This is a genomic window from Peteryoungia aggregata LMG 23059, assembly GCF_030814435.1.
Classification (GTDB): Bacteria; Pseudomonadota; Alphaproteobacteria; order Rhizobiales; family Rhizobiaceae; genus Allorhizobium; species Allorhizobium aggregatum.
Genome location: NZ_JAUSUW010000007.1, coordinates 176,214 through 201,704, shown reverse-complemented (window position 1 = coordinate 201,704; position 25,491 = coordinate 176,214). Strand labels below are relative to the sequence as shown.

Sequence of the window (25,491 nt, the reverse complement as noted above, 5' to 3'; positions counted from 1 at the left end):
CGACACAAGGGGCGGGGGCATGACACTGCAATCCATGACGGGCTTTGCCCGTGTCGAAGGCTCGTCGGGACGTTACCGCTGGGCCTGGGAACTGCGTTCGGTCAATGGCAAGGGCCTCGACCTGCGCACGCGCCTTCCTCAGGGCCATGAGGCGCTTGAGACCGATATCCGCCGGCTGGCCGGCGAGCGCCTGACCCGTGGCAACCTGCAGATTGGCTTGAACGTGACGGTCAGCGAGAACCGCGTCGAAGCCGTTCTGAACCGCGATGCGCTCGACGCGGTGCTGGCCCTGCGTGATCAACTCGGTCCCGACGTGCTGGACCCCGCACCGCTTCGGCTTGACACGCTGTTGTCGATCCGCGGCCTCGTCGACATGCGCGAGGCGACCGATGATGCGCAGGCCATCGCCGCCCGTGACATGGACATTCTCAATGGCCTTGAACGCGCCATCGCCGCCCTCGCGCAGATGCGCACCACGGAGGGAGGAGCCCTGCGCCGTATCCTTGAGGAGCAGATCGGCAGGATCGAGGATCTGGCCCTGCAGATCGAGGCCGACCCCTCCCGCTCGCCGGATGAGATTGCCCGCAGGCTGGAAGCCCAGCTCGCAGGCCTGATGGACACAACGAGCGGTCTCGACCGGGATCGGCTGCACCAGGAAATCGCCATGATCGCCACACGGGCAGACCTGCGCGAAGAGATCGACCGGCTGAAGGCACATGTCACGGCTGCCCGCGAACTGCTCGCCGTCGGCGGTCCGGTCGGTCGCAAACTCGATTTCCTGGCGCAGGAATTTAACCGAGAATCAAATACTATCTGTTCCAAATCCAATGCCGTCGCGGTCACCGCCGCCGGCATCGAATTGAAGGTCGTCATCGACCAATTCCGCGAACAGGTCCAAAATCTGGAGTAGTCCATGGCCGCTGCCGCCTCTCAATCCGTCAAGATCGCAAGGCGCGGCCTGATGCTCGTGATCTCCTCGCCCTCGGGTGCCGGAAAGTCGACCATTGCCCGCACCCTGATGGACAAGGACAAGCAGATCGGCTTGTCGGTCAGCGTCACCACGCGTCAGCGTCGCCAGAGCGAAATCGAAGGCGTGCACTACCAGTTCGTGTCGCAACGTGAATTCGAGCGGCTGCGCGACAGCGACTCGCTTCTTGAATGGGCGCAGGTCCACGGCAATTATTATGGTACCCCGCGCGAGGCCGTCGAAACGGCCATGGGTGAGGGCCGCGACATGCTCTTCGACATCGACTGGCAGGGCGCCCAGCAGTTGCAGGAAAAGATGGCGGCCGATGTCGTCTCGATCTTCATCCTGCCGCCGACCATGGCCGAACTGCAGTCCCGCCTGCATCGCCGTGCGGAAGATACGGAAGAGGTCATCCAGACCCGCCTCAACAATTCCCGCGCCGAGATCGCCCATTGGCGCGAATATGACTACGTCATCGTCAACGACGACCTGAACTCCGCTTTCGATGCCGTCCAGTCGATCGTCAAGGCCGAGCGCCTGCGCCGCGACCGTCGCCATGGGCTCTTCGATTTCGTCGAGGGGCTGATCGCCTGAGACGTAAAATTCCGGAATGCAAAAAGGGCGGCGCGATGTAATCGGCCGCCCTTTTTATTGGATCATTCACCCCTCGGGAACCGCTGGCTCTCTTCGAGGATATTGAGATCCATGTGGTTGCGCATATAGCGCTCCGAGGCCTTCTGCAGCGGCTGGTAATCCCATGGGAAATAAGCCCCGTTGCGCAGCGCCGTGTAGACGATGTGCCGCCGCGCCTGGCTCTCGCGGACTGCCGCATCGAAGCGGGAAAGATCCCAGCGGCGGCCTGCCTCCTCACGGAGGGACGCAAAGACCTCGGCCGCAGCCGGTTCCTCGGCGAGATTGTTGAGCTCGTGAGGATCGGCCTCGAGATCCGTCAGGATCGGTGGGTCCACTTCGCAGAGCGTCAACTTGTAGCGATTGTTCCGAAGCCCGACCATCGGGCTGACCGTACCCTCGGCGGCATACTCCATCGACACGATGCCTCGTCCGCCCGTACCTGTCGCAAGCGGCATCAGGTCCTCGCCATCCGTCCAGTCGAGGATGGTCGATATGTCGATGCCGGCTAGCCCGGCAAGCGTCGGTGTGACGTCGAGTGTGGAGACAGGCGCCGTGACCAGTCGTCCCTCGACACCCGGGACCGCCATCATCATCGGAACCCGTGCCGAGCCCTCGAAGAAGTTCATCTTGAACCAGAGACCGCGCTCGCCGAGCATGTCGCCATGATCCGAGACAAACAGAATGACGGTGTTGTCCGCCATGCGCGTGCGCTCGAGTACGTCGAGGATCTCGCCGATCTTGTCGTCGACATAGGAGATGTTGGCGAAATAGCCTTGCCGAGCACGGCGTATGTGCTCGTCCGTAATGTCGAATTCGGTGTGATCGCACGCATCCATCAGACGCTGCGAGTGCGGATCCTGCCGGTCATAGGGAATGGCCGGTACGCTCGGATCGAGGGCCTCGCAGCCCTCGTAGAGATCCCAGTATTTCCGCCGCGCGACGTAAGGGTCGTGCGGATGGGTGAAACTGACCGTCAGACACCACGGCCGCTCGTCATGGCCGCGCGAGAGATCGTAGAGGCGGCGCGTCGCGTTGTAAGCCACCTCGTCGTCATACTCCATCTGGTTGGTGATCTCGGCAACACCGGCACCCGTGACAGATCCGAGATTGTGGTACCACCAGTCGATACGCTCGCCGGGCTTGCGATAGTCAGGCGTCCAGCCGAAATCGGCGGGGTAAATGTCGGTCGTCAGCCGCTCTTCAAAACCGTGCAACTGATCAGGCCCGACAAAGTGCATCTTGCCGGAAAGGCTGGTCTGATAGCCGGCCGCCCGCAGGTGATGGGCGAAGGTCGGAATGTCGGAAGCGAACTCTGCCGCATTGTCATAGACGCGCGTCCGGCTCGGCAATTGCCCCGACATGAAGGAGGCGCGCGCCGGCGCACAGAGCGGGCTTGCGGTGTAGGTATTGGCGAAGCGCACGGAGCGCTTCGCCAGATTTGCCAGATTGGGCGCATGCAGGAAATCGGCGGGACCGTCCGGAAAGAAGGTCCCGTTGAACTGATCCACCATCAGGATCAGAATGTTGGGGCGTGATGTCACTGGTTTCAGACCTCAGAGACCGAGAGCCGACTTGACCGCCGCATCGCCCGGCTGTCCATCCAGCGTGGTCACGCCCTTCAGCCAGCTGTCGAGCACGCCCGGATTGGCCTTCAGCCATGCAGAGGCGGCCTCCTTGGAGTCCTTGCCGCCGAGGACTTCGCCCATCAGCACGTTTTCCATGGAGACGTCGAAGGTCATCTGCTTGAAGAGCGCCGCAGCATTCGGGCAGGTTTCGCTCCAGCCGGTCCGCCCCAGAGTATAGACTTCAGCACCACCGAGATTCGGGCCGAAATAGGCGTCGCCGCCGGAGAGATAGGTGAGCGGGAAGCGCTCGTTCATCGGATGCGGCGCCCAGGCGAGGAAGACGACTCCCTTGCCTTCCTTCGTCGCCCGCTCGACTTGAGCCAGCATCGCCTGTTCACCCGATTCGACCAGTTCCCAGCCCTTGAGACCGAATTCGCCGGCATCGATCATCTTCTGGATATTCGCGTTCGCCGGTGCGCCGGGCTCGATGCCGTAGATCTTGCTTTCGAATTCATCCGGGTTCTTGCCGAGATCGGCGAAGTCCTTGATGCCCTTCTCGGCCGTCGCGGTCGGGACGGCGAGCGTGAATTTCGCACCTTCGAGGTTCTTTGCCAGGACTTCGATGGCCTTGGCCCCGTTCAGATCGTCGATAAAGGCTTGCTGTGCCGGCATCCAGTTGCCGAGGAAAACGTCGATCTCGCCGTTCTTCATCGACTGGTAGCCGATCGGCACCGAGAGCGTCTTGACGTCAGGCTGATAGCCCAGAGCATCGAGAACGACCGAAGCGACGCCGTTGGTTGCGGTGATGTCAGTCCAGCCTGGATCAGAAAGGCGAACGACCTTGCAGCTTTCCGCATCTGCGGCTGCTGCGGTCGTGGCGAGGAGCATCAGGGCGAGGCCGGCAAGGCCGCCAAGACTCGTGCGATGGTTCAATGTCGTGCGCATAGTGGTTCCCTCTTTTTGTGGTATTGTCTGCCGTTATTGAAGAGGCGCGGCACTTGCCTGTGAAGCAGGAGATTTTTGATGTTTGGCATAAGTGAGATTGATGTCTGAGCCCCTGGTTGACTTGGCCTGGATGCGCCTGCTCGTGGAAGTCGGCCGGAAGGGCTCGCTATCCGCTGCCGCCGAGGCGCTCGGTTTGTCTCAACCGGCTGTCAGCTATCAGATCCGCCTCCTGGAGCAGCGGTTTGGTCTCCCGCTCCTGCACCGGCTGCATCGCGGCGTCCGGTTTACGGAGGAGGGGCGGCGGCTGCTCGCAATCGCAGAGCGGACGGTGTCCGAAGTCGACGCCTTGCAGCGCAGCCTGCGTGCGGCGCGACGCCGCCCGACTGTTCGACTGGCCACAGACTATGCCTTCTCCAGCCTCTGGCTCATCCCGCGCATGCACGCCTTCCGGCAGAGCCATCCGGACATCGATCTTCAGATTGTCGCCACCCAGCGTCTCGGTCATCATTGGCGCGAGGACGCCGATCTGGCCGTCGCATTTGGAATCGGCAGCGAATTCGGCACTGGTCCGCGATTGCTCATGCCGGAGCGCGTTGTTCCGGTCTGCATGCCATCGCTGGCTCCCGGTCTCTCCACCGGGTCCGAGATGCTCATCCAGCAGGGACCCTTGATCCATCTCGAAGCCGAAAACATTTCCCCCTGGCTCGACTGGTCCTCATACCTGTCCAGGCGGCAACTCGGCGGATTCTCCCCGGACCGTTCGGGCGACCTTCGTTTGAACACTTATGCGCTCGTGGTGCAGGCCGCGATGGCGGGGCAGGGCGTGGCACTTGGATGGCTGGGGATCATCGACCATCTGCTGGAGGCCAATTTGCTGGTGATGGCCGGTGAGATTGTGTCGGTACCCGAGCGCGGTTACTGGCTTGTGCCCGGCTCTGATAGTGAGGCTGTCCAATCGCTTGCTTCATGGTTGATAGATCAGGCTGCGGTTTCAAATATAGAGCGCGGCGTGAAGTGAGCGGTGAGAGAAATTGCAGCATCGCTCAATTTGAGTAATTCAATAAATACTAATGTTTAACCATTGCATTGCATCATCCTCTTGACGCTATGGTTGCGGAACCGGGGCTTCCGCAGGGCGAATGCTGGGGATCGAAATGCGACTTACGGATGTTTCTGTAACCTGGCGCCTCGCGGTGGCACTTGCCATCCCGCTGCTGGCGCTGGCCGGTTTGGCCTATGTCGAAATCAACACCACGTTTACGGCCTATCAGCATGCGCGCCATCTCGGCGTTGTGAGCGCTGACCTCGGCGTGATCGGCGATTTCGTCCACGCGCTCCAGAGCGAGCGCGCCGAAGCGGTCGGATTGCTTGCTGCAAAGGGCGAAGCTCATCGTGCGGAACTGGACGCAAGCAGGCAGCAGGCCGCTCCGGCGCTGGCACGCATGGATCAGGTCCTTGCGGACATGAAGGCGGAAGGCGATGCGACCCTGATCCGCCACGAGGAGGAACTGGCCGCCGTTCTGGCAAAGTTGCCGCAAATGCGTGCCGACACGGATGCGCTGAAGATCGCACCGCAGGAGGCATTCATCTTCTACACCGATCTCGTCCACCGGCTGATGAACGTGTCGAGGGAGTTTTCGTTGATCGCGGGGTCCAGGGGTGTCGTCGGCAAGATGATGGCCTACAACCTTCTTATGAATGCCAAGGAGGTGGCCGGTCAGGAGCGCAACCTGGGACACACCTTCATAGCGGAAGGCAGGTTCGACGAGGCGCACTATCTCGATTTCGTCGGCATGTTCGGTTCGCAGAAATCCCTAATCGACCAATATCTCGAACTCCTGCCTGACGAGGAGCGTGAACACTATCGGGAATCGCTGCATACTTCCGACTCGGAGATGGTGGAGAACATTCGGTCGAAGATGATGGTCGGCGGTCTGGCTGCGGACCTCAGCTCCCTCGATGACCGGGAGTGGTTGGAGCGCTCGGCGCGCCGGATCGAGCGCTTGAAGGAGCTGGAAAACGAGACCTTGGGCACCATCGTGGTCGATGCCGGTATGATGGCCGAAGAGGAGTATCAGCACCTGCTGCGGGTTGCCGGCGTCACCAGCACCGTACTCACCTTCGCCTGCTTCTTTGCGATCTCCCTGTCCTTGACCGTCGTTCGCCCCCTTCGCAAGCTCACACGGACGATGCACGATCTTGCGGCCGGCCAGATCGAGGTCGATCTGCTCCAGTCGGAAAGCAAGGATGAGATCGGTCAGATGGGCGGCGCGGTGCGCCAGTACATTGCGCTTGCCAAGGCGCGCATGCTCAAGGAACGCGAGGACCAGGAGGAAGCCGAGCGGATCAAGAGAGCCGCAGAGCAGGCTGCCGAGCGCGAAAGGGCCGAGCGGGCGGCTGAGATCGCCGATGCCGTGGAGCAACTCGCAAGGGGTCTCGATGCCCTCTCGTCCGGTGATATCGGTTTCCGCCTGACGCGAGCCTTCGCGCCGTCGCTCGATCCCCTGCGCACCAGCTTCAATGGCTCCATGGAGCGCCTCTGCGGCGTCATGTCGACGATCAGGCTCAGCACCGGCCAGCTGCATGGCGGCTCTCAGGAGTTGCAACTCGCTGCCGATGACCTCGCCCGTCGCACCGAGCGCCAGGCGGCGGCACTGGAGGAGGCCTCCGCCTCCATCACCGAGATCACGGCGGCCATGAGCAGTGCCACGCAGAGAGCCGAGGAAGCGGGACTGCTCGTGCGTGAGGCTACGGCGACCACCCAGAAATCCGGTGCCGTTGTCTCGGATACCGTCAAGGCGATGCACCATATCGAGCAGTCTTCCGGCCAGATCGGCCAGATCATCAGCGTGATCGACGAGATCGCCTTCCAGACGAATCTCCTTGCGCTGAATGCCGGGGTCGAGGCGGCACGAGCGGGTGAGAGCGGACGCGGCTTCGCTGTCGTCGCCCAGGAGGTGCGCGAGCTTGCCCAACGCTCGGCGACGGCCGCGCGCGAGATCAAGGCATTGATCAATCGTTCGGCGCAGGAGGTCGAAGCCGGCGTTCGTCTCGTTCACGAAACGGGCGATACATTGCGAGGCATCGAAGAGCATGTGATGAAGATCAACGAGCGGGTCAGCGCGATCGCCGCCGCCGCAAGGCAGCAGTCGGCGGCGTTGGCCGAGATAAGCCAGGCCGTCAGCCAGATGGATCAGGTAACCCAGCAGAATGCGGCCATGGTCGAAGAGGCGAGTGCAGCGACGTCGAGTGTGGCGACGGAAGCCGACAGGCTCAACGCACAGGTTGCGCTGTTCAAGTTGCCGCTGCACGAGCACGGTGCGCGTGGCCGGGAGGCCGCCTGACAAAGCGGCCGGCGCCTGTCAAAGCAGGTTGGCGAGACGGCAGAACTCCTCGACGCTGAGCGTTTCCGCCCGGCGTTGGGGATCGATCTCTGCGCGGCCGAGCAGCGCTTCCCCGCCGATGGGCTTGAGGCTCTGCCGCAGCATTTTGCGCCTCTGACCGAAGGCCGCCAGCGTGACCTTCTCAAGCTTGTCCGGATCGCAGGGAAGCGGCTTTTCGATCGGGACCAGATGAACCACGGTCGATGTCACCTTCGGCGGCGGCGTGAAGGCCTGCGGCGGGATGTCGAAGGCCATATGGGCCTCCGTACGCCAGCCGCAAAGCACGCCCAGCCGGCCATAGTGGTTGTCGTCCTCGCGAGCGACGATCCGCTGTCCGACCTCTCTCTGGAACATCAGCGTCAGGGATTGCCAGAACGGCGGCCATTGCCGCGGCAGGAGCCAGTTGACCAGGAGTTGGGTGCCGACATTGTAAGGGAGGTTTGCGATGATCTTGACCGGCTCGCCCTTGGCGAGGGCCTCGAAGTCGGTCTTCAGCGCATCTCCCTCGATCACCTCCAGGCGACCTGGGTAGTGATCGGCGATTTCCTGGAGCGCGGGCAGGCAGCGGGCATCGCGCTCGATGGCGATGACCTTCTTTGCGCCAAGTGCAAGGATGGCCCGCGTCAGCCCGCCCGGACCGGGGCCGACCTCGATGACCGTTGCCCCTTCGAGCGAGCCGGCTGTGCGCGCCACCTTCTGGGTGAGGTTGAGATCGAGGAGAAAGTTCTGGCCGAGCGCCTTCTTGGCGTCGAGACCGTGGCGCGCGATCACCTCGCGCAGCGGAGGCAGTCCGTCGAGTGCGGCCATCAGCGGGAAGTGTCCTGTGCGAAGCTCATTCTGTCGGCCATCTCCAGCGCGGCAACCAGGCTCGTCTCCTTGGCAAACCCGCTGCCGGCCAGGCCAAAGGCCGTTCCATGGTCGGGCGAGGTGCGGATGAAGGGCAGGCCGAGCGTGACATTGACGCTGTCATCGAAGCCGAGTGCCTTCGCCGGGATGAGCGCCTGATCGTGGTACATGCAGATGGCCACGTCGTAGCGGGTCCGCGCATCGCCATGGAACATGGTATCAGCGGGGAGGGGCCCGAAGGCATCGATGCCGTCGTCGCGCAGCTGCCGGATTGCGGGGTGGATGATCGCATCATCCTCCTGCCCGATCGCGCCACCTTCACCGGCATGCGGATTGAGACCCGCGACCGCGAGCCGGGGCGAGGGAAGGCCGAAGCGCGACTTCATATCCTGGGCGACCACCCGGCATGTCTCGATAATGAGGGCCTCGGTGAGGGTGCCGGAGACGTCCTTGAGCGGGATGTGGATCGTAACCGGTACGGCACGCAGCTTGGGCCCGGCCAGCATCATGACCGGCATGCGGGTCTCGCCAGTGGCCTTGGATGCGAGATCGGCGAGAAACTCCGTGTGCCCCGGAAAGCCGAACCCGGCTTCGTAGAGCACCGATTTCGCGATCGGATTGGTCACGACCGCACGGACGTCACCGGAGAGGCAAAGGGAAACGGCAGTTTCGATCGCTGCGATCGTGCCGCGGGCATTGGATACGTGTGGCTTGCCTGCGAGCACATCGACGCCGGTTGCTATGGGAAGCACCGGAAGCGCGCGTTGAAACATCTGCGAGGCATGCGTCGCATCGGTCTCGACGATTGGAACGTCGAGATCCAGTTGTCGGGCACGCACATGCAGGACGGCCGGGTCACCGATGTAGAGAAAAGCCGGAAGCGCTCTTTCGTCGCGCCGCAGCCAGGCTTGCAGTGCGATGTCTGGACCTATGCCGGCCGGGTCACCCTGGCTGAGCGCGAGCGGAAGGACGCCATCATTCATGGATCGGCCTTTCGCCGTTCATTGCATTACGATCTGGGCCTTCGAGCGCAGTTCTTCCATGTATTTCGTAGCGTTCGGGTTGTCGCCGCCCTCTTGTTCCTTGCCGATGTCCTCGGCCCGGAAGACGACCTCCGCTGCAACGTCGTCGGAGACCTGGCGCTGATTGCAGATCGCGATATATTCCACGCCACGATCGGTGACGCGCGTTGCCGTCGTCCCGTCCTTGGCCTTCTCGATCAGCGGCTTCCATTCCGGCGGCAGTTCGGGCTCCATGACGCGGCCCAGATTGCGGATCGATACGTCGATATAGTTCTTGGCAAATTCCATCGCCTGATCACAGCCGGGGAAGGATGAACGCGACTTCTCGGCTTCCGCCTTGCGCTTGCCCACGCTGCCCTTCTTCGAGGCCGGAACGACGAACACGACCTGTTTGAGGAAGTACTCGGTCGTGACCGGCTTCTGCTTGTTCTCCAGCAATCGCGTTATCAGATCCTGGTTCGACAGGCGTCCGCGCGAGCCGGCACCGTAGCGGGCATTGACGAGGCGAGGCCAGCTCATCGAGACCGCGATGAACGCCTTGAAATGGGCTGCTCCGACACCAGCCTGATCGAGAACGGAATTCAGCTGCGAGATGGACATCTTGTTGGACGAGGCGAAACGCTCGAACGAAGCATCGACCTCCGCGGTGCTCACCGACAGGCCGACCCGGGCAATTTCCTGGCGCTTCAGCGCCTCGTCAATCAGTTCTTCCTTGGCGATCTTTTGCAGATTGCCGCTGCGGCGCTGGAGGCGCAGGAATGCTGCACGCCGCGAGACGTCTCCGCTTGTAATCGCGGTCTTGTTGACCACGGCCACCACGGATGTTGCGGCCTGTGCTGGCGCGATCATAGGGGTTGGGCTCACGCTGAGGGACAGCGCGATGACGCCGGCAAGCAGGAAGCTGGTGCCCTTTGTCGCGGTGGCCATCTCTAATCCTTTCTCCGGAGGATGCGGCATCGCCCGGACGTTCGTCTATCAACGGATCTTAAAACTGCCGCACGGATTGCACAATCCGTGCGGCGAAACAATGACGTCCGCCGAAGAGGCGACGAATCACTAGAACGAATTATCGCTCAGGTTGATCTCGCCAAGGGTCCGGAAGACAAGCTTGCCGCCAATCGTCCAGTCGTTCGCGGTCTCGGCATTCGGGTCATACTTGTCCGAATAGCCGATCGAGAAGACGGTGCACTCGTCGGCGTAGGATATGCCGACACTCCGACGGTTGAAGGAGTTGGCGTCTATATCGTAGTTGACCGAACCGAAGACGGACCAGTTCTGTGTGACCTTGACGGTCGAAGAACTGCTGATCGTCTGGTTGTCCTCGCTGAACGAGTAGTCAGGCCGTGCATCGACCTGCGTGAAGGTCAGGCTCGTTTCGAACCGCTCCTGCGCATAGGTCGCGTTGAGGTCGGTGCGGCGAACGTCGAGTGTCTTCTCGTCGAGGCGGACACCGGCGCTGAGCGACAGACCCACAGGCAGTTCGAAACCGGCCGAGGCAACGAAATCCGAGACATCGGTCTCCAGACCCGAATCAGACCCGACAGCGAGCAGGTCGTCCGTTGCGTAGGAGTTCAGACCCGCCAGATGATAGGACTGGCCGAAGACCGCGCGAACACCGACGCCGTTGTCGAAGCTGCCGGTATATCGCATGCCGACATTCGCCCGCGTGCCACCCTCGACCCGATCGAAGCCCGAGAACTTGTTGCGCGAGAACAGGTTGCTCGCGTCGAAGACAAGGCTCTGCGCGTCTTCGTTCGGCAACTGGCCGGCAAGATCCTCATCGTTGCGCGCATAGATCTGTGCAATCGGCTCGATGATGTGGGTGCTGTTGTCCGTAGTGATCAGCCAGGGATACCGTGCCTCGATCCCGGCAGTCAGGAGATACCGTGCCGGTGCGTCGTTTGAGGTGTAGCCACCGGAGTAGGTTTCGGGCTCGTCCATCGCCAGACCGTAGACATCGCCGCGTGCCGCAAGCAACGGAGTGATCTGCAGACCGCCCGGGCCGTCGAATGTGCGTTCCCATTCGAATTCGCCGGTCAGGCGGTTCATGTTGCCCTTGAGTCCGCGATAGAGGTCGTTCACACCATCGCCGTTCATGTCTGCCATTTCGCTGGAAAAGCGCGACAAGGACGTGAAGTTCAGCGTGCCCGACAGCTGGCCACCGGCAACGAGCTCGGGAGCGTAGTAGCTGTAATCGATGACAGGCAGGACGGTCGCCTGTTTCTTCTCGGCGGTATTGTCGACATCCGCGTCCTGAACATCGAAATAGTAGCTGCGCATGTCGAAGAAATTGCGCTCGCCGACGCCAGTCAGATAGACGACATTGGTATTCGTCGAGCTGTTGAGGCCGTCCACACCATAGGTGCGGGCGAAGTTGTTGTCGGTCTGGAACATGACGTCCCAGCCGAAGGCCCAGCGTGGATTGATCTTGAAGTCGCCCTTGGAGGCAACGAGCCCACGGAAATCGCGATCGGCGTCACTGGTACCCGCCGTGAATTCGTCGGTGTTCATCTGGCTGATGCCGGCGAAGCGAAGATTGGCCTGCCCGCGCTCGAAACGCTGACGCAGCTCCGCTTCCAGCAGCACGCCCTGGTTGGTGAAACCAGTGGTCGTCACGGTCGCATCGCGATCCGGTGCGATCGCGATGTAATAGGGAACGGAGATGCCGAAGCCGATGTTCTCGCCCGAACGGAATTCCGGAAACAGGAAGCCGGACTTGCGCTTTACCGTGTTGTCCGGCACCTCAATGAACGGAAGCGTCGCGATCGAATGCCCGAACAGCTCGAAGCGAGCCTTTTCGAGGCGGACAGTCTTCTTCTTGCCGTCCTGGACAACCCGCTCCGCCTTCACCTGCCAGATCGGCGGGCGCGACGGATTCTCGGCGCAGGGAAGGCAGGCCGTGTAGACGCCCTTGTGCAGGATCATCTGGGTGCCGCCGACACGCTCGGCGCTCTCTGCGACCAGACGAGTGTTGTCCGTGGTCTCCAGACGCAGCGCCCGCAGGAAGCCATCCGAGAAGTTGTCGGTGACATCGAGTGATTCCGCATAAATGCGGTTGCCGGTCGGTTCCACAAGTTCGATGTTGCCGGCCGCCGTGACGCGGCCCGTCTTCTGATCGTAGACGACCTGTCGGGCGACCATCTGGTAGCCCGCATAATTTATCTGCACCGCGCCGTTGGCGACAACGCGCTCGGCATCCCGGTCATAAACGAGTTCATTGGCTGCGAGGAGCAGCTTCGCGTCATCAGGGAGTTGACCCGCCGTCGTCGCTGAGTCCGGCAGGCTCTGCGCATGCACGAGAGACGCAGTGAGCGGCAAAGCGCACACAGCGACACTGGTCAGCAGGGCTACTGAGAGCCTCCTGATATTCCCGCGGTCTTTTACCGCCACTAACCATCCTCCTTGTGAAGCAGAATCGTTGCCCCCAATGCCATCGCTACGACAACTGGGACCCAGGCCGCAACATATGGCGGCATGACGCCGCTGCTTCCGAATGCCCTGACGAGCACTGTCACAACATAAAGCACGAAGCCTGACAAGATTCCACCGAGAATCACGGTACGTGACTGGTTGATACGGCTGAATTTGAGCGACACGGTGCCTGCAATCAGTGTCATCGCCACCATCAGGAATGGCAGGGAAAGCAGCGAGTGAAGCTGTGTTTCCAGGGCGTGCGGCGCAATGCCGAACGACCGGGCAACTTCAATTTTCTGAAAAAGATCATAAAAAGCAACGCTCTCTGGCTTGGCCAGGCGCTGCTGCACGAATTCCTCGTTGAGATTGGTCGCGACTCGTGTGTCGGCAAGCCGCGTCTGGATCTCGCCGGGACGTGTCTCCAGCACGTCGGTAAGCATCCAGTAACCATCTTTCAACTTCGCTGTGCGCGCATCCTGGCGCAGCACAATGCGACCGTCCTTGTCGAAGTGCAGAAGAACCGCATCCACGAGCAAGGTTCCGTCCTCCAGAACGGCACGGGCACCCAGGGCCACGTCGTTGTCGCCACTCGACTGGCGCAGCCACGGAATCGGTGCAGGTTTGTTGCTTCCTGCCGTCTCGCGCCACTGCGTCTCGATCTCCGTGCCCTGGCGTTGTCCCCAGGCCGCTAGCGGATTGATGACCAGTGTCGTCGTCATGCCCAGCAGCGTTGCGCCGATGATGAATGGTGCCATGAACTGCCAGACCGAAATGCCAGCCGCCCGGGCGACCACCAGCTCCGACTTGCGGTTGAGCGCGATCAGCGTGGCCATGCCGACAAAGAGACCGATGAATGGGACCGTCTGTTGTAGGATGAGCGGCAGGCGCAGCGCGGTCAGATAGAGAACGCCCGGAACCGAGTAGCCCGGGAGGCTTGCATAGCGCCCGGAGGTCTCCGTGAAGTCGATGAGATAGGTGATGGAAATCACGCCGAGGAAGAACCACAATGCGGTCAGCATGTAACGGCGGAAGAAATAGAGCCCCAGCGTCCAGATCATGCGGCACCTCCGGTCCCGGTGCCCAATCGCTTCTGTGTCGCGGTCGTCGCTGCCTGTATCAGTTTGGCCAGGGCCTTGGGCAGCGCCGGCCTGCGATTCGTGGCGAGCATGAACAGGGCGAGGCCGCCGCTCGCCAGGGGCAGGATGTATTGCAACGGGATGTATGCGCTGGAGGTTTCCGCCAGGGATGTCACGTAGTTTGAACCCCAGAAGATCGAGAGCGCCAGGATGAGTGCGGAGGCCATGGGATGCAGCCGCGCCTCGCGATGCGACCGTGCGTCACCACAGATCATCAGACTGATGATTGCAAAGACCAGCGGAAAGAGGGAGGCGCTGATGCGGCGATGCAGTTCCGCGCTGAAATCGTTCGGGTGGCTGAGGAACCGCTTGTCCAGCGGATCCGGGTCCATGAGGTAGAACAGGTCCCGATCCTTGGCGCCAAATCGCGCCTGGCCCCGTTCCTCGGACAGATCGGAAAGGTCGAAGGCATAACGGTCGAAGCGGATGACGGTCACGTCGCCCGTCGGCGATTTCCGTTGCACCTCTCCGTCCTGCATCACCAGCGCCTTGCCGTTTTCCTCGACGGCGCCTTCCCGGGCGTAATAGATGAGCTCGGAAGCGGGATCACGCGAGTCGGCGACGAGCAGGCCCTTCATCTTGCGACCGGCCTGACGTTCGGAGATCTGCACGTAAAGCCCGGGTTCGATCTGTCGGAAGGTCTTTTCCTCGATCACAGAAGAGAGAAGGTCCGCATAGGCCGTGGCGATCATCGTCCGGACATTGACGCGCATTGCCGGCTCGACGAAGCCCATCATCAGGAAGGAAAACAGGCTGAGGCCGGCGGCAAGCAGGATCAGCGGGCGCTGTATGGTACGGCGCGGCGCTCCTGCGGCATCAATGACCGCCAGTTCCGAATCGTTGTTCATCGTCGTCAGCGTCTGGGTGATGCCGATCACGAGCGCGAAGGGCAATACCGTGGAGACGATGGTCGGCAGGATCATCGTCGCCAGCACCATGAAGGAGCCGACTGACTGTCCGCTGTCGGTCACCAGATTGATACGCTGCAATACCTGCGTGGTCCAGATGATCGCCAGCACCGGCAGCAGTGCTGTCAGGAACATCAGGACGACCCGTCGCAGAATGTATTGTTCGAGTATCTTCATAGAGTTCCCTTGCAGACGCGACACGCGGACGTCGCGCCGAGGATCGGCTTTCTCTACGATGGTTACGGCGATTTGGCGACCGGCCCTCGGTATTTTCCCCGGCTTCGTGAAACCATTTTCTGGCCCACCGCGATAAATCGGACACGCTCGCCACGCCCTGTCGCAATCGGGGGATTGGCTGGCAAATGAATGGTCAAAGTCTTGCCATCGTTTGTGAAAAGACCATGATCCCCTGCAGATCTCCTTTTCATGCCCATTCAAGGTGCCGTTCATGTCGCTGAAACTCTCAATTGCCTTCGCCAAGTCCCATGCCGCAACCGGAGGTCTTGCCATCCTGTTGAAGACGTCCGGGGCTGACCAGCCGGCTGGAGTGTCCGAGGTGGATCCGGCCGGGATCTATGCGCGCGCCGCCAAGGTCGGCAAGTTCACCGGCAAGGCACTGTCGACCCTCGACATTGTCGCGCCCCACGGCTCGCCGCTGGATCGGATCGTCGTCCTCGGGCTCGGCAAGGGGGAGGCCCTGGAGACCCATGACTGGCTCAAGGCCGGCGGAGCAGCGACCGCAGCCCTGAAGGGCGCCGAGACAGTCGCCGTCTATCTCGACGTGCCAGGTCTCGAAGTGTCGCCGAAGGCCGCCGCCGATCTGGCGCTCGGCATGCTGCTTCGCGCCTACAAGTTCGACACCTACAAGACGAAGAAAAAGGCGGATGACGAGGACGAGAAGGCCGACAAGACGATCAAGATCACGATCGTGACCGCCAATGCCACCGCTGCAAAGAAGGCCTTTGCCGAGGCGCAGGCGATCGCCGACGGGGTGATCCTTGCCCGCAATCTGGTCAACGAGCCTGCGAATGTGCTCGGGCCTCTCGAGTTCGCCGCCAAGGCGAAGGAGCTCGAAAAGCTCGGTGTCGAAGTCGAGATCCTGACCGAGAAGGAGATGAAGAAGCTTGGCATGGGCGCGCTTCTGGGTGTCGCCCAGGGCTCGGTGCGTCCGCCGCGCCTCGTCGTCATGCAGTGGAAGGGCGGCAAGTCGAAGGACAAGCCGGTCGCCTTCATCGGCAAGGGCGTCGTGTTCGACACCGGTGGCATCTCGATCAAGCCTGCCGGTGGCATGGAAGACATGAAGGGTGACATGGGAGGTGCTGCCGCCGTTGCCGGCCTGATGCATGTGCTGGCTGCCCGTAAGGCGAAGCTGAACGCCATCGGCATCCTCGGGCTCGTTGAAAACATGCCCGACGGCAACGCCCAGCGCCCCGGCGATATCGTGACCTCAATGTCTGGCCAGACGATCGAGGTTATCAACACGGATGCCGAAGGCCGCCTGGTGCTCTGTGATGCCCTCTGGTATTGCAACGACCGCTTCCAGCCTGCTTTCATGATCAATCTCGCCACGCTGACGGGAGCAATCGGCGTCGCCCTCGGCAACCTGCATGCGGGCCTGTTCTCCAATGATGACGACCTTTCGGAGAAGCTTCTTTCCGCAGGCCTGACGACCAACGAACGCCTGTGGCGTATGCCGCTCGGCAAGGACTACGACAAGCTGATCGACTCAAAGTTTGCCGACATGAAGAACACCGGGGGGCGCCAGGCCGGCTCGATCACTGCAGCGCAGTTCCTCAAGCGCTTCGTCAAGGACACACCCTGGGCGCATCTCGATATCGCGGGAACTGCCATGGGTTCGCCGAATGACGAGATCAACCAGTCCTGGGGCTCTGGCTACGGCGTGCGGCTGCTCGACGAGCTCGTCCGCGCCTATTACGAAGCCGAATGAGGGTGACCGCGTCCTTGGCCGATGTGCTCTTCTACCATCTGACGGAATCGAAGCTGGAGGACGCCCTTCCGCCGCTTCTGGAGAAGAGTGTCGAGCGCGGCTGGCGTGTCGCGGTCCAGACCCGCGATCCGGAGCGGCGCGATACCCTCGACGCGCATCTCTGGACCTACCGCGAAGAGAGCTTTCTGCCGCATGGCACCGAGGACGGTGCCTCTCCCGACCGCCAGCCGGTTCTGCTGACCACAAGCAAGGACAACATCAATCAGGCGAGTGTCCGCTTTCTGGTCGACGGCGCCGAGCCGCCTGCGGATCTCGCCTATGACCGCGTGGTCTTTGTCTTCGACGGTTTTGATGCCGAGCAGCTCGATGGGGCCCGGTCGCAGTGGAAACGGTTGAAGGGCGAAGGCCATAGTCTGACCTATTGGCAGCAATCACCGGAAGGTCGCTGGGAAAAGAAGGCCTGAGACCGGACAGGTTCCAAAATGCAGATGGGCCGCCCGGAGGCGGCCCGTTGCCGTTTGAGGGAGAGGGCGGTCAGCGCGCGCCGACAGTGCGTCTCGCCTTGTGCCCACCGCTATCGTTCGCCGCTGGCAGCGACGACCGCACACCGGACGAACCCGCTTCGATCTTGAAGTGGCTGATCAGCCGCGCGAGATTGACAGCATCGTCGGCCAGCCGGTTTGTGCTCGCCGTCGTTTCCTCCACCATGGCTGCATTCCGCTGGGTGAACTGATCCATCTGCCCGACGGCGGTGTTGACCTCGTGCAATTTGTGGGACTGCTCCTTGGCCGCTGCCGCGATCTGGTGAACCGACTGGTTGATATGCATGACATGGTCACGGATGCGCGACAGCGCATCGCCGGTCGCGGTCACCAGCCGTACGCCGATTCCGACCTCTTCGCCGGATTTGGTGATGAGCGACTTGATGTCTTTTGCGGCACCGGCGGACCGCTGCGCAAGCTCCCGCACTTCCTGGGCAACGACGGCAAATCCCTTGCCGGCTTCGCCGGCACGGGCGGCTTCGACACCGGCATTGAGCGCCAGAAGATTGGTCTGGAAGGCGATCTCGTCGATCACGTTGATGATCTGGCCGATCTCGCCCGAGGCTTGCTCGATGCGACCCATGGCGGCAACCGCATCACCAACCACGGAGCTTGATTCCTCCGTGCTGCGCCGGGCTTCGTCCACCATACGGGTGGCCTGAAGCGCCGTGTCGGTCGATTGGCGAACCGCAGTCGTGATCTCCTCAAGCGCCGACGAAGTCTGCTCGAGGGCCGCTGCCTGCTGTTCGGTGCGCTTGGCAAGATCATCCGAGGCATAACGCAGTTCGCCGGATCCGGAGCGAATCTGGTCGATCGAAGTGCGAACCTCCGCCACCACGGTGCGCAGCACCTGCATGGTGCCGTTTACATTGCCCTGCAGTTCCGCAAAGGCGCCGTTGAACTGGCCCTGCATGGCTTCTGTGAGATCCCCCTCGGAGAGGCCGGCGATGACCCGCCGCGTTTCGGCAAGTCCCGCATCGATCGAACGAACGAGCTCGTTCATCGAGGTTGCGAAGGCATTGAGATCCGGGAACTCGAAGTCACGGTCGATGCGCTGGGTGAAGTCGCCGGCAATGGCTGCAGCGCAGACCTCGCCGATGCTCTGTTGCAGCTCGTCGCAGCGCTGCTTCATCCGGTGCTCCTGGGCGTTCATCTCCCGCACCCTGAGACCATTCTGCTTAAAGACGTCGACGGCCCGGGCCATGTCGCCGATTTCATTTCTGCGGTCGAGATAGGCAATCTCCACGTCGAACTCGTTGCGGGAGAGGCGTCCCATGACCCGCGTCATGCGCTCGATCGGCTTGGTGACGTCGCGGGCAACGAACAACATGGCGGCAATGCCGGCCATCGCACCGACGATCAGGACGGCGATATTGCTCATCAGCGCGAAGCGGAATTCGCTGGCACTGTCTTCGAACATGGCTTCGGCTGCCGCGACATTGGCGTCGCGGAACGTATCCGCATGGCCGTCCATCTCGTCATAGGCGACGACCATCTCACCGGTGAGCAGAGCGGCTGCAGCGGCCTTGTCGCCCGCACGAGAGAGTTCGATCATGCGCTCGCCGGCGACCAGATACCGTTCGGCACTCGCCTTGAAACCGTCAAAAGCCGGGCGTTCCTCCGGCAGCGTGATCATGGCTTCGTAGCGTGCCATTCGGTCCCGGAGCTTTTCGACTTCCCGGGCGACGGCTGCGTCGGCCGCAGCAAGAGTGTCCGGTGTCGTGCTCAGAATGTGGCGGGTCTGCAGGGCACGCAGGTTTGCGATGGAAATGTTCAGCCGGTTGGTGATGTCCACGACCGGCACCGAACCCTGGGCCAGCTTCTGGACGTTGGAAAAGACGCCGTTCATCGACATCAGTGCGAAGGCGCCTTGGAGGACAAGCAAAAGCAGCAGAAGCGACAGTGCTCCCACGAGGGATGCTTTGATCGAGAGCGTGGTTTTCGTCATTTTCGCTATCATTTCTCGAACTCGCCAGCGCCATCATGACATTTCGCGAAACGGAACCAACCGCAGACTACATCGCTGCGGCGACATACGGCGTCTTCGCACGTCCTCCGGCGTGCAAAGCTTCGCCATCCTCCATAGCGGTGCCGGAAGGGGGTACTGAATGCGGCAAGCCGCATGCCTGGGGTTGAAACAGGTTATCCGAATTAATGAATATACTCGGGAAAGATACTTAAATATTTCCTAAAGTTCTAGCATTGGTCATGAATTGACCGTTGGTACACGGTATGGTGTACCACAGTTATCGCTAGGTTACTTTTTAGCTGCGAGCTTTGATGGTTGCACGCAAACGTTTGCGTGAACAGCGGGCGTCGTTCTGTGAGCGCGAGGAATCACCCCGCCATGCCCTCTTCGTATTCAGCAGAGAGCTCCAGCCACTGTTCTTCGGCCGCCGAGAGCTTGGCGGCAGCTTCGCCGCGCTGCTTTGCTTTTTCCGCAGCCTTGGCCGGTGCCTTCTCATACAGCGCGGGATCGGCGAGTTCCTTGTCGAGCGCCTGAATCAAAGTCTCCAGCTTCTTCGTCAAAGCCTCGACTTCGTTGATCTTTTTCTTCAGTGGCGCAAGGCTCGCGCGTTTGTCGGCCGCGGCCTTGCGTTGCTCGGCCTTGTTGACGGTGTCAGCACCGCTGTCACCCTTGTCCTTCTCCGCCGGCTTCTTGCCTGAGGCGATGATCAGCGAACGGTACTCTTCCATGTCGCCGTCGAAGCTGGTCACCGTCCCGTTGTTGACGAGCCACAAGCGGTCGACCGTCGCCTCGATCAGGTGGCGATCGTGGGAAATCAGGATGACGGCGCCCTCGTAGTCATTGAGTGCTTCGATCAGTGCCTTGCGGCTGTCGATGTCGAGATGGTTGGTCGGTTCGTCGAGGATCAAGAGGTTCGGTGCGTGGAAGGCCGCGAGCCCCATCAACAGGCGGGCCTTTTCGCCGCCTGAGAGATCCTTTGCTGCCGTCTCCATCTTCTCGGTCGCAAGCCCCATCTGGGCGACACGGGCGCGCACCTTGGCTTCCGGTTCTAGCGGCATGAGCCGGCGCACATGGTCGACGGGGCTTTCGTTCGGGATCAGGTCGTCGAGCTGGTGCTGGGCGAAGAAGCCAATCTTCAGGCTCGACGCCGTCTTCAGCTGTCCTCCCTGGGCCTCCAGTCGTCCGGAGATGAACTTGGCGAAGGTTGACTTGCCGTTTCCGTTCGAGCCGAGCAGTGCGATGCGATCGTCATTGTCGATGCGCAGATTGAGGTTCTTGAGGATCGGCTTGCCCGGCTCGTAGCCGACCACGCCACCGGAGATCGCGACGATCGGTGAGGCGGGCACCTTCTCCGGCTTCGGGAAGGTGATCGGGTGGACGTGATCTTCAATGACGGCCGCCACCGTGCCCATGCGCTCCAGCGCCTTGATGCGGCTCTGGGCCTGCTTCGCCTTGGTCGCCTTGGCGCGGAAGCGATCGATGAAACTCTGCAGGTGCTTGCGCGCGGCGTCGTTCTTCGCCTTGGCCTTCATCTGCAATTCGTCGTTCTCGGCCTTCTGCCGCTCGAAGCTGTCATAACCACCGCGATAGAAGGTCAGCTTCTTCTGGTCGAGATGGATGATCGAATTGACGGCCGTGTTCAAGAGATCGCGATCATGGCTGATGATGATGACCGTGTGCGGATAGCGGCGCACATAATCCTCGAGCCACATTGCGCCTTCCAGATCGAGATAGTTGGTCGGCTCGTCGAGCAGCAGCAGGTCCGGCTCGGAAAACAGGACCGCCGCCAGCGCCACGCGCATGCGCCAGCCGCCTGAGAAGGACGAGGCCGGGCGCAGCTGCGCCTCGTGGTCGAAGCCGAGGCCTGACAGGATCGTCGCGGCCCGGGCTTCCGCCGAATGCGCGCCGATATCGGCAAGCCGTGTCTGGATCTCGGCGATGCGATGCGGATCGGTTGCCGTTTCGGCTTCGACGAGCAGGGCGGCCCGCTCCTTGTCCGCCGCGAGCACGATCGAGATCAACGAGTCTTCCGTTCCCGGAGCCTCCTGCGCCACCTGGCCGATCCGGGCGTTCTTCGGGATCGAGACGGTTCCGCTTTCGGAAGCGAGGTCACCGGTGATGATGCGGAAGAGGGTCGACTTGCCGGCGCCGTTCTTGCCGACCAGGCCGGCCTTGGTGCCGGCTGGCAGCGAGACGCTGGCATGGTCGATGAGCAGACGTCCGGCGATGCGGGCGGAAATGTCGGTGATGGTGATCATGGCTCTGGCTTTTGGCCGATGTCTCGGTCAAAGGCAAGCGGTCGACGGCCTCGACCATCCCGTCATTATGCGACCTGCCGCGGTCCGGGTTTGTAGCCGATGATCGGTTGGCGCGGGTTCTGCCGTGCGTGTACGACTGCGTTCTTGGCGATGGCGAGCCAACTCGCCGCATCGGCTGCCTCATGGGCCATCGCATGACCGATGGCGAGCGGCAGACCACCAACGTCCTGCGAGGTTTCTGAGGCGAAGACCAGGTTGTTCTCCGCCGTCGTGAACAGCCTTTCGGCGATGACATGCGCCTCGTCGGCATTGATGCCCTCGAAGACGAAAGCGAAGCAGTCGGCCTCCATCCGGGCGATGACATCCTGCTTCTTGATTGCCTTCCTGAAGATGGCGGCGAGCCCTCTGATGAGTTTGCTGACCGCCTCCTCACCATACTGGTGCGTAAGCCCCGGAAGGTCGAGGATTTCGATCAGGATCAAGGCGAAGGGATGAGCGGGTGATGCCTCGGCATGGCTTTCGTCAAGCGTCTTGAACAGGCTGATGCGGTTTGGCAGGCCGGTCAGCCTGTCTTTTGTCATCATCGCCTGTGCGGCCCGGATGGCGCGATCGGCGTTTTCCAGGCTCTCCAGCCCGTCGCGGACATCGGCGGTGAGCGCGGTCTCGGCACGCACCATGTCCTTGCCGATTGAGGCGAGCATGTCGAGTTCGCCGAGCAACTGGTCCACGCCGACGCTGACGTCGTCACGGATCGAGCGGATGACACCTTCGACGGAATTCGTGAAGGCGCGCTTCTGGCTGAGACCGAGCGAGAGTTGGTCGGAAAGACGCGACAGCGTCTTGAGCGCATCCGCCTGCAGCCGCTCGGCCGTAATTCCGCAATGGCCGGGCAGGCGGTGTTTGAGGCCTATCTGGTCGAGCGCGGCCTGTGTCGGCCGGGCGCCGAGATCTGCGACGTCTCGGGCAAGCTCCGGCTGGCCACCCGCGAGCGCCGCATGGATCAGCTCGAAATTGCGCGGCAGGCCGGCGATCTGGTGCTTCAGCATGAAGACGGTGATTTTCTGAAGGTCTTCGGCCGTGGTCACTGTCGCTGCTCCAAATCCGGGAGAGGTGTCTTGAGGCGGCGCACTCGTTGTTCGCATGGCGCAGCTTGGACGAACACTTAGCCGATCACCCCATACGAAACGGTTAAGACCGGCCTGGTGAAGTGCTTCAAATGAGGCACTCAAATGCCTGATTTTATGGGCGCCTAACCAGTCATTAAGGAAGTTTTGTAAGGTTTAATATAGCAACACTGGATGAACCGGTGTGTCGAATGTTCGACCACGCCTGTGGCAAGGAAGCTGACGGAAACAATGAACGCATTCCTCACGGCGACCTATTTTGCACTCGCTGTCGCCGTCACCGGGGCGGCTGCCGCCCGACCGACGGCTCCCTTTGTCTTGGTGATTACGGATCCCGCTGCGTCAGCGGTCGGCAACATGAGTGTATTGCAGCGTGCCGGCGGGGCCTTCGTCTGGGCAGGCCGCGTTCCCTGGATTTCCGTCGCCCATTCGGATGCCCCGGATTTCGTAGACCGATTACACGAGGCTGGGGCCCTTCTGGTTCTCGATCATGATTTGGCATTGGGTTGCCTTCAAGGACAACAGACATGAATGAACTTCAAAAACTGCGCGAGCGCGCCTCCATCGGCATCATGGGTCTCCTGTGGGTCAATTTCGCCCTGATCGTCCTGCGAAACATCTTCAGGCCGGAAGGCATCGACGGCGGTTCGCTGATTGCAACCCTGGTGATCCTCGCACCGGCAACCCTGGCCTGGCTCCAGGACCGGACAAGTCCCACGACACGTATCGTGACGTCGATCGCCAACGCGGCGACGGTGGCGATCCTGGTCTACGTGTTCTCCGGTTCGCCGCTGCAGATCGACCTGCATATGTATTTCTTCGCCAGTCTCGCGATCTGCGCGGCCTGGATCGACTGGCGTGCCATCGTGGGTTACGCCGCTCTGGTCGCCGTGCACCACCTGCTGCTGTATGTGTTGATGCCTCTGGCCGTCTTCCCGGGCGAGTCCGATTTCTCGCGCGTGCTGCTGCATGCTGTCGTGCTGATCGCGCAGAGCGCCGTCCTGATTGCTCTGACGACGGCGGTGGTTCGCGCCTTCGATGTCTCCGACAAGGCTGTTGCCGATGCCGTCACTGCGGGTCGTGAAGCCGTTGCGATGACCGACCTCGCCCGACGCGCCGACGCCTCGGCCGAAGTCGAGAGGCGCCAGCGTGAGGAAGAGAAGGCACGGGAAGCCCTGGCTGTCGACCAGGCCGTGGCCGAACTCGCAACAGCGTTGCAGAAGCTGTCCCAGGGCGATCTCGCCAACCGCATCGAACGGCCCTTCACGGGTGCATTGGACGAACTGCGGACATCCTTCAACGGCTCGGTCGAGAAGTTGGAACGCGCCGTGTCCCAGGTGGGGCAGGTGGCAACGGTCATTCGTCACGGCACCAGTCAGATCGGTGATGCCAATCAGGATCTGTCAGCCCGAAGCGAGCGCCAGGCCGCATCCGTCGAGGAAACGGCAAGCGCTTTGTCAAATGTCGTCCAGACGGTCAAGGTGACGGCGAACGTCGCCGAGACGGTCGGAAGGCTGGTGGATCAGGCTCGCAGCGGCGCCGAGCGTTCCGGAAGCATCGTGACCGACGCCGTTTCTGCGATGAGCCGTATCGAGCAGTCCTCCCAGTCGATCTCCAACATCATCGGTGTCATCGACGAGATCGCCTTCCAGACCAACCTTCTGGCGCTGAACGCCGGTGTCGAGGCCGCGCGTGCCGGTGAGGCCGGCAAGGGCTTCGCGGTCGTGGCGCAGGAAGTCCGCGAACTGGCGCAGCGCTCGGCCAATGCGGCCAAGGAGATCAAGAGCCTGATCAACGCCTCGGGCGAGGAGGTTCGCCACGGCGTGGCGCTGGTCGACCAGGCCGGCGATGCGCTGAGCACGATCTCCACTGAGGTGCAGGCGATCAGCCGTGAAATCTCCAAGATTATCGATGGAGCAAAGAGCCAGTCGCTCGGGCTTTCCGAGATCGACTCGGCGATCGGCCAGATCGATCGCAACACCCAGCAGAACGCTGCGATGGTCGAGGAATCCAGTGCTGCCATCCAGCAGCTTGTCCAGGAGGCGGCGAGCCTCGACGGGCTGATGGCTCAGTTCAAGGTGGGATCGAAGACCGGATACGCCACACGTCGGGTTGCCTGACCGCAACGAACCCGCCATTGTCGAGCCAGAATTGAATGGGGCCGCGATCATCGCGGCCCCATTTGCGTATCAGGAATGCCCCGAAGGCCGTCAGGCCCGCAGTCACTGCCACGCCTTGCCTTCGCTGCGCACGAAGTAGATGAGGTCGAGGGCGAGGCTCGGCTTTCCCATTGCAGTCAGTCCCGCATGGACTTGCCCGCGGTGATGGGTCTGGTGGTTGAAGAAGTGGGTTAGCGCCGGCCAGAGTTTCTGGGTGATGAGTTCTGGCGTCGTGACAGGCGTGTAGGTGAGATCGCTTTCCAGCCGTTCCGGCGTAAGGTCCTGCGTATAGCGGATGATACGCTGGTCCTCTTCTCCGCGCGCCGCCCGCAACTCCTCGAAACGCTCATAGGGCCGCTCGTCGAGCGTCTTCGGCTTGGGGCCTTCTCCGGTGAAGCGGTTGAGCCAGACCCGGTCGGCGGTCATGATGTGGCTGAGCGTGGCGAAGGTCGAGCCGAAGAAGGCGCCGGTATCCTTGTGCAGCTCTTCGTCCGACAGTTCTGCTGCGGCGGCATACAGAAGCCTGTTGGCCCAGGCATTGTATGCGGCGAGCATCTGATAGTTCTGCATGCTGGTCTCCTGATTGAAATCCGACCTCAGTCTAGCGCGCTTCGACCGCAGTAGGGCTTATGGGTCCCATGAAAAATCCTGATTTGCATCTCGCTTCGGGAT

Annotated in this window: 20 protein-coding genes; 8 read left to right on the top strand and 12 right to left on the bottom strand. The window is 61.8% G+C overall.

Annotated elements, in window-relative coordinates; all coding sequences use genetic code 11:
- Positions 1-19 precede the first annotated feature (19 nt).
- Both J2045_RS13985 and gmk read left to right on the top strand, forming a co-directional pair.
- Positions 20-910: a YicC/YloC family endoribonuclease gene (locus tag J2045_RS13985; protein ID WP_307373737.1), complete on the top strand. Its 891-nt coding sequence runs from the start codon at positions 20-22 to the stop codon at positions 908-910.
- A gap of 3 nt (positions 911-913) precedes the next feature.
- Positions 914-1,561 carry a guanylate kinase gene (gene gmk / locus J2045_RS13980; RefSeq protein ID WP_166601235.1) on the top strand — a complete coding sequence of 216 codons (648 nt, stop codon included), beginning with the start codon at positions 914-916 and terminating at the stop codon, positions 1,559-1,561.
- Between the two features lie 62 nt (positions 1,562-1,623).
- Here gmk and betC read toward each other — a convergent pair whose 3' ends face one another.
- Entirely contained in the window at positions 1,624-3,111 is a 1,488-nt protein-coding gene (gene betC, locus J2045_RS13975) for a choline-sulfatase (RefSeq protein ID WP_370873131.1), read from the bottom strand.
- A 42-nt stretch (positions 3,112-3,153) separates the two neighbouring features.
- Positions 3,154-4,053 (bottom strand): choline ABC transporter substrate-binding protein, encoded by a 900-nt coding sequence (choX, locus tag J2045_RS13970; RefSeq protein WP_370873129.1) that lies wholly within the window; start codon positions 4,051-4,053, stop codon positions 3,154-3,156.
- Between the two features lie 157 nt (positions 4,054-4,210).
- Here choX and J2045_RS13965 point away from each other — a divergent pair, with 157 nt between their 5' ends.
- Both J2045_RS13965 and J2045_RS13960 read left to right on the top strand, forming a co-directional pair.
- Positions 4,211-5,128 (top strand): LysR family transcriptional regulator, encoded by a 918-nt coding sequence (locus J2045_RS13965; RefSeq protein ID WP_307373732.1) that lies wholly within the window; start codon positions 4,211-4,213, stop codon positions 5,126-5,128.
- Between the two features lie 136 nt (positions 5,129-5,264).
- A complete protein-coding gene (locus J2045_RS13960) occupies positions 5,265-7,454 on the top strand; it encodes a methyl-accepting chemotaxis protein (RefSeq protein WP_307373731.1) in 2,190 nt (729 codons plus the stop codon).
- Positions 7,455-7,472: 18 nt separating this feature from the next.
- On the opposite strand, the gene rsmA is transcribed toward J2045_RS13960, so the two are convergent.
- From rsmA to lptF, 6 genes are all read right to left on the bottom strand, one after another.
- Positions 7,473-8,300 carry a 16S rRNA (adenine(1518)-N(6)/adenine(1519)-N(6))-dimethyltransferase RsmA gene (gene rsmA, locus J2045_RS13955; protein ID WP_307373730.1) on the bottom strand — a complete coding sequence of 276 codons (828 nt, stop codon included), beginning with the start codon at positions 8,298-8,300 and terminating at the stop codon, positions 7,473-7,475.
- A complete protein-coding gene (gene pdxA, locus J2045_RS13950) occupies positions 8,300-9,322 on the bottom strand; it encodes a 4-hydroxythreonine-4-phosphate dehydrogenase PdxA (RefSeq protein ID WP_307373729.1) in 1,023 nt (340 codons plus the stop codon). The genes rsmA and pdxA overlap by 1 nt, the downstream gene beginning before the upstream one ends.
- An 18-nt stretch (positions 9,323-9,340) precedes the next feature.
- Entirely contained in the window at positions 9,341-10,288 is a 948-nt protein-coding gene (locus tag J2045_RS13945; RefSeq protein WP_307373728.1) for a SurA N-terminal domain-containing protein, read from the bottom strand.
- Between the two features lie 129 nt (positions 10,289-10,417).
- Positions 10,418-12,751: an LPS-assembly protein LptD gene (locus J2045_RS13940; RefSeq protein ID WP_370873121.1), complete on the bottom strand. Its 2,334-nt coding sequence runs from the start codon at positions 12,749-12,751 to the stop codon at positions 10,418-10,420.
- Complete coding sequence (gene lptG, locus J2045_RS13935) at positions 12,751-13,833, bottom strand: LPS export ABC transporter permease LptG (RefSeq protein ID WP_307373726.1); 1,083 nt, start codon at positions 13,831-13,833, stop codon at positions 12,751-12,753. The genes J2045_RS13940 and lptG overlap by 1 nt, the downstream gene beginning before the upstream one ends.
- On the bottom strand, positions 13,830-14,996 hold the full coding sequence (gene lptF / locus J2045_RS13930) for an LPS export ABC transporter permease LptF (RefSeq protein ID WP_166601226.1): 1,167 nt from the start codon (positions 14,994-14,996) through the stop codon (positions 13,830-13,832). The genes lptG and lptF overlap by 4 nt, the downstream gene beginning before the upstream one ends.
- A 271-nt stretch (positions 14,997-15,267) precedes the next feature.
- Between lptF and J2045_RS13925 the strand changes: the two genes are divergently transcribed.
- Both J2045_RS13925 and J2045_RS13920 read left to right on the top strand, forming a co-directional pair.
- Entirely contained in the window at positions 15,268-16,767 is a 1,500-nt protein-coding gene (locus J2045_RS13925; protein WP_307373722.1) for a leucyl aminopeptidase, read from the top strand.
- Between the two features lie 14 nt (positions 16,768-16,781).
- Positions 16,782-17,231 carry a DNA polymerase III subunit chi gene (locus J2045_RS13920; RefSeq protein ID WP_307373719.1) on the top strand — a complete coding sequence of 150 codons (450 nt, stop codon included), beginning with the start codon at positions 16,782-16,784 and terminating at the stop codon, positions 17,229-17,231.
- Positions 17,232-17,301: 70 nt separating this feature from the next.
- Here J2045_RS13920 and J2045_RS13915 read toward each other — a convergent pair whose 3' ends face one another.
- The 3 genes from J2045_RS13915 to J2045_RS13905 form a co-directional block, all read right to left on the bottom strand.
- Positions 17,302-19,257 (bottom strand): HAMP domain-containing methyl-accepting chemotaxis protein, encoded by a 1,956-nt coding sequence (locus J2045_RS13915; protein ID WP_307373717.1) that lies wholly within the window; start codon positions 19,255-19,257, stop codon positions 17,302-17,304.
- A 389-nt stretch (positions 19,258-19,646) separates the two neighbouring features.
- On the bottom strand, positions 19,647-21,536 hold the full coding sequence (locus J2045_RS13910) for an ABC-F family ATP-binding cassette domain-containing protein (protein ID WP_307373714.1): 1,890 nt from the start codon (positions 21,534-21,536) through the stop codon (positions 19,647-19,649).
- Positions 21,537-21,601: 65 nt separating this feature from the next.
- On the bottom strand, positions 21,602-22,621 hold the full coding sequence (locus tag J2045_RS13905; RefSeq protein WP_307373711.1) for a GGDEF domain-containing protein: 1,020 nt from the start codon (positions 22,619-22,621) through the stop codon (positions 21,602-21,604).
- 270 nt (positions 22,622-22,891) lie between these two features.
- On the opposite strand from J2045_RS13905, the gene J2045_RS13900 reads away from it, so the two are divergent.
- On the top strand, positions 22,892-23,191 hold the full coding sequence (locus tag J2045_RS13900; RefSeq protein ID WP_307373708.1) for a hypothetical protein: 300 nt from the start codon (positions 22,892-22,894) through the stop codon (positions 23,189-23,191).
- A complete protein-coding gene (locus J2045_RS13895) occupies positions 23,188-24,780 on the top strand; it encodes a methyl-accepting chemotaxis protein (protein WP_307373705.1) in 1,593 nt (530 codons plus the stop codon). The genes J2045_RS13900 and J2045_RS13895 overlap by 4 nt, the downstream gene beginning before the upstream one ends.
- 102 nt (positions 24,781-24,882) lie before the next feature.
- On the opposite strand, the gene J2045_RS13890 is transcribed toward J2045_RS13895, so the two are convergent.
- A complete protein-coding gene (locus tag J2045_RS13890) occupies positions 24,883-25,389 on the bottom strand; it encodes a DinB family protein (protein ID WP_307373701.1) in 507 nt (168 codons plus the stop codon).
- Positions 25,390-25,491: the final 102 nt, after the last annotated feature.